Here is a 3,247-nt window from a genome sequence, read left to right on the forward strand (position 1 = left end):
CGGTCGGCCGCGCGACCGGCCAGTGGCCGAACGATCCGGACGAGCAGCGCCGCGCCGAGGCCAAGGCGCGCGGCGACGTGCTGCCGACGGAGAGCAACAACTGGCGGATGGACCGCAATGCGCGCCTGATGCCGAGCGAGCTGCAGCGCCGCCGCATCGAGGGCGCGAACGTCACCACCGCGCCGGGCGACCCGAGCTATGGCGACATGAGCCGGCTTTCGCCGAGCGAGCTGCGCGCCAAGAAGGCCGCGGGCACGGCCTCGGCCACGCCCGGCCCGCGCACGCGGCTGAGCGATCCGCCTCCCGGCTATCTGGTCGGCGACGGCGTGACCGCCTCCGTCCAGACCGAGAAGAAGGCCTGGTACTCCCGGCTGCTCGGGAACTGAGCGCCCCCTCCATTACGCAGGTTTAACGGCCCGATCCCACCGCCTGGCGCGCATGCGCCTCGCGGAGGGCGGGCCGTTCGCCTATATGATGGCGCGACCCCCGGGCTTTTCGCCGTCGCCCGGGCGGGTCCCCGATCTCTCACGGAGGCTTCCCGAACGTCATGGCAGCAGCCACGCCCGCCGGCGCCGTCGCCGAACTGAAGCCGCAGACGCCCGCCGACGCCGCCCGCGGCGCCGGGCCGGACGTGGCCTCCTTCACGCTGGCGAACGGCCTGCAGGTGGTGGTGATCCCCGACCGGCGCGCGCCGGTCGTGACGCACATGATCTGGTACAAGGTCGGCTCGGCGGACGAGTCCCCCGGCGTCTCGGGCATCGCGCACTTCCTCGAGCATCTGATGTTCAAGGGCACGGCGAAACACCCGGCCGGCGAGTTCAGCCATGTGGTGGCGGAGCTCGGCGGGCAGGAGAACGCCTTCACCTCCTACGACTACACCTCCTATTTCCAGCGCGTCGCCCGCGAGCACCTGAAGACCGTGATGGCTTTCGAGGCCGACCGGATGACGGGGCTGCAGCTCACCGACGAGGTCGTGAACCCCGAGCGCGACGTGATCCTCGAGGAGCGCCGGTCGCGCGTCGACGGCGACCCGAGCTCGCAGCTCGGCGAGGCGGTTGCGGCCGCGCTGTTCGTGAACCACCCTTACGGCACGCCGATCATCGGCTGGGAGCACGAGATCGAGAAGCTCGACCGTCATGACGCGATCGCCTTCTACGAGCGCTTCTACACGCCGAACAACGCGATCCTGGTGGTCGCGGGCGACGTCGACGCCGAGGAGGTGAGGGCGCTCGCCGAGGAGACCTACGGCAAGGTCGAGCGGCGCGTCGACCTCGGTCCGCGCGTCCGGCCGCGCGAGCCCGAGCCGCGCGCCGCGCGCCGGGTAAGCCTCGCTGACCCGCGCGTCACGCAGCCCTCGCTCCAGCGCAATTATCTGGCGCCCTCCTACGAGACCGCGACGGGCGACGAGGCCTACGCGCTGGATCTGCTGTCGCAGATCATGGGCGGCGGATCGACGAGCCGCATCTACCGCGCGCTGGTGGTCGAGCGGGGCGTCGCGGCCAACGCCGGCGCCTGGTACTACGGCGACGCGCTCGACGAGGGGCGGTTCGCGATCTACGCCATCCCGCGCGCCGACGTTCCGCTCGCGGATCTCGAGGCGGCGATCGACGAGGAGCTCGCGCGCTTCATGGCCGAAGGCCCGACGGAGGCCGAGCTCGACCGCGCCAAGACCCGGCTGATCGCCGACACGATCTATGCGCAGGACAGCCAGGCCACGCTCGCCCGCATCTACGGCGCATCGCTCGCCACCGGCGGCACCATCGAGGAGGTGCAGGCCTGGCCCGCGCGGATCCGCGCGGTGACGTCCGAGAGCGTGCGCGACGTCGCCCGCGCCGTGCTCGACCCGCGCCGCTCCGTCACCGGCGAGCTGCTGTCCGCGCCCGCGCCCGAGCGGCTGGCCGCCGAATAATCCGGCCGCGCCTCCGCATCCGCCCGACCCGAAGGACCTTGTCCGCGATCATGTCTTCCGCCTCGACCGCCGCCGCGCCGCAGGCGCACGTCACCCGCATCCAGCGCGTCGCCGCGTCTCACGGGGCGGAGGCGTGGCTGGTCGAGGAGAACACCGTGCCGGTCGTGGCCGTCGAGGTCGCCTTCCGGGGCGGCTCGGCGCAGGACCCGGCGGAGCTGCCGGGCGTCGTCGGCCTGATGGCCGCCTTGCTCGACGAGGGCGCGGGCGAGCTGCGCGCTGAGACCTTCCAGGAGACGCTGGAGGAGAAGGCGATCGAGCTGTCCTTCTCGTCCAACCGCGACGCCGTGACGGCGAGCCTGCGGACGCTGCCGGAGAATCTCGACGAAGCCTTCGATCTGCTGTCGCTCGCGCTGTCGCGCCCGCGCTTCGACGACGACGCGGTGGAGCGCATCGGCTCTCAGCTGTCGGCGCAGCTCCGCCGCGACGCGCTCGACCCCGAGGATCTCGCCGGCCGCACCTTTTTCGCCGAAGCCTTTCCGGGCCACCCTTACGGCCGCCCGCCGCGCGGCACCGTCGAAAGCCTCGCGGCGATCGGCCGGCAGGAGCTGCTCGGCGCGCACCGCCGGCTGATCACCCGCGACAACATCGTCATCGGCGCGGTCGGGGCGGTCTCGCCCGAGCGGCTCTCCGGCCTCGTCGACCGGCTGCTGGCCGACCTTCCGGAAACCGCGAGCCTGATCGCGGTGCCGACCGTCGCGCCGGCCGCTATCGGCCGCACCGAGATCGTCACGCTCGACGTGCCGCAGACCTCGATCGTGTTCGGCCGCAGCGGCCCGCTGCGCAACGACGACGACTTCATCCCGGCCTATGTGGCGAACCACATCCTGGGCGGCGGCTCGTTCTCGTCGCGGCTGTTCACCGAGGTGCGCGAGAAGCGCGGCCTCGCCTATTCGGTCTACAGCTACCTGTCGCCCTATGACCACGCCGGCATGTTCCTCGGCGGCGTCGCGACGCGCAACGACCGCGCCGGCCAGTCGATCGACCTGATCCAGGCCGAGATCCGCCGCATGGCGACCGAGGGTCCCACGCCGAAGGAGCTCGACGGCGCCAGGAAGTACCTGATCGGCTCCTACGCGCTCCGGTTCGACACCTCGACCAAGATCGCCAACCAGCTCGTCCACCTGCAGCTCGACGAGCTCGGCATCGACTATGTGGCGCGGCGCAACGATCTGGTCGCGGCCGTGACCGAGGACGACGTGCGCGCCGCCGCCCGCAAGCTGTTCGGCGACGGGGAACTGCTGGTGGTGGCGGTCGGGCAGCCGACGGGCCTGCCGGGCG

General features: G+C 72.1%; 2 protein-coding genes and 1 pseudogene. All 3 read left to right on the plus strand.

What is annotated here, in order from left to right; genetic code table 11:
* A pseudogene (locus tag ACIKT0_RS15720) lies at positions 1 to 386 on the plus strand (hypothetical protein); the annotation flags it as partial.
* 161 nt (positions 387 to 547) lie between these two features.
* The gene (locus ACIKT0_RS15725) at positions 548 to 1,909 is read left to right on the plus strand and encodes a M16 family metallopeptidase (protein ID WP_407106275.1); all 1,362 of its coding nucleotides are present in this window, start codon (positions 548 to 550) and stop codon (positions 1,907 to 1,909) included.
* 50 nt (positions 1,910 to 1,959) lie between these two features.
* Positions 1,960 to 3,247, plus strand: a 1,288-nt coding sequence (locus ACIKT0_RS15730) for a M16 family metallopeptidase (RefSeq protein ID WP_407106277.1), incomplete at its 3' end; no start/stop codon positions are given.

The sequence above is a fragment of the Hansschlegelia beijingensis genome, assembly GCF_045505405.1.
GTDB classification, from domain to species: domain Bacteria; phylum Pseudomonadota; class Alphaproteobacteria; order Rhizobiales; family Methylopilaceae; genus Methylopila; species Methylopila beijingensis_A.

Excerpts from the sequence above, each read along its gene's own strand:
- ACIKT0_RS15725 (WP_407106275.1), top strand. The coding sequence starts at position 548 with ATGGCAGCAGCCACGCCCGCCGGCGCCGTCGCCGAACTGAAGCCGCAG.